Below are 972 nucleotides of genomic sequence, written 5' to 3'. Positions count from 1 at the left end.
AAAAATTTAGCAACGTTGGTCGGCAAGCCAATCCCTAAATTGACATAAGAACCTTCCGGAATGTCATTAGCAATGAGTTTGGCAATATCTTCACGAGAACGCTTTTGAACTGACATTAGATATCTCCTACTTTTACAACGTGCTGAACAAAAATTCCCGGTGTAATAATGCACTCTGGGTCAAGCGTTCCTAGCTCTACGGTGTCATTCACTTGAACAATCGTGGTCTTAGCGGCTTTTGCCATGATTGGACCAAAATTGCGGGCTGCTTTGCGGTAAGTTAAATTGCCCCAGCGGTCAGCTTTATCGGCATAAATCAGTGCAAAGTCAGCTTCAAGTGGATATTCAAGTACATAGTTTTTACCGTTAATGGTTCGGGTTTCTTTGCCCTCGGCAACTTTGGTGCCATAACCAGTCGGAGTAAAAATAGCACCTAAACCCGCACCTGCTGCCTGAATCCGACAAGCCAAATTACCTTGCGGAACCAGTTCCAACTCAATTTTTCCCGCTCTATATAAGTCTTGAAAAACGGTTGATCCCGCAGATTTTGGAAATGAACAAATCATTTTTTTAACGCAACCCGCAATAATCAGATTTGTTAAACCACGATCACCAGAAGCCGCATTGTTATTTACAATGGTCAGTTCTTTTTTTCCTAAATCGATTAAGGCTTCAATTAATTCAGCAGGTTGCCCCGTCACACCAAACCCGCCTGTCATGATGGTTGCGCCATCAGGAATAGCTTTTAAAATCGGTTCAATGTCACTGGTGATTTTATTTATCATCTCACTTGTCCCTTTTCATCCTTAATTTAAGGTGACAGATTGATCTGTCACTCTGCCTTTTGCGGGTTAAATAGTCGGTCTTTAATAAATAACAATGGAATTATCCCGCAGATAAAATAAGCCGCAGCCATCACCAAAAGCCCTAAGCCAATAGAACCATTTTGTGATAGAAAACCAATTGTTAATGG

Annotated in this window: 1 protein-coding gene and 2 pseudogenes; all 3 read right to left on the bottom strand. The window is 41.4% G+C overall.

Features of this window, described 5'->3' with window-relative positions; all coding sequences use genetic code 11:
* Positions 1 to 116, bottom strand: a pseudogene (locus tag UC75_RS19580) (3-oxoadipate CoA-transferase); the annotation flags it as partial.
* Entirely contained in the window at positions 116 to 784 is a 669-nt protein-coding gene (locus UC75_RS01015; RefSeq protein ID WP_000608703.1) for a 3-oxoacid CoA-transferase subunit A, read from the bottom strand. The gene UC75_RS01015 and the pseudogene UC75_RS19580, both read right to left, overlap by 1 nt.
* A gap of 47 nt (positions 785 to 831) precedes the next feature.
* A pseudogene (locus UC75_RS19575) lies at positions 832 to 972 on the bottom strand (MFS transporter); the annotation flags it as partial.

Origin of the sequence: Acinetobacter sp. V2, assembly GCF_001188385.1 — a bacterium.
GTDB lineage: Bacteria > Pseudomonadota > Gammaproteobacteria > Pseudomonadales > Moraxellaceae > Acinetobacter > Acinetobacter oleivorans.
The sequence above is the reverse complement of the archived record's forward strand: the minus strand, read 5'-3'. Positions and strand labels throughout refer to the sequence as shown.